Raw genomic sequence first — 229 nt, 5'->3', positions numbered from 1 at the left:
TTGTATAGCAGTAGTCCTCATGTTTTTTGGACCACCCTTCTTTAATGTCTTTATATAACCCATTCCACGCCTGATTAAAGTTCATCGTCTGAATTTCAAGATACTTGTCTGGCGCCCACTCAGTGTACCAATACTTAATTTCTGCAGCTTCTGCCTCATGATATAACTGATCAACAGCCATAAACAATAGCTGCTTTAATTGACGTTCTCGACGGATTAACCCATTCAT

At 39.3% G+C, this 229-nt stretch carries 1 protein-coding gene; it reads right to left on the bottom strand.

The window, feature by feature from the left end; all coding sequences use genetic code 11:
- Positions 1 to 181 (bottom strand): DUF3603 family protein (locus AOA61_RS02510; RefSeq protein WP_256583325.1); only part of this gene is annotated, 181 nt, incomplete at its 3' end.
- Between the last annotated feature and the right edge of the window lie 48 nt (positions 182 to 229).

The organism is Pseudomonas sp. 2995-1 (genome assembly GCF_002742505.1).
Taxonomy (GTDB): domain Bacteria; phylum Pseudomonadota; class Gammaproteobacteria; order Pseudomonadales; family Pseudomonadaceae; genus Aquipseudomonas; species Aquipseudomonas sivasensis.
This window is presented reverse-complemented; position numbering and strand designations above follow the sequence as displayed.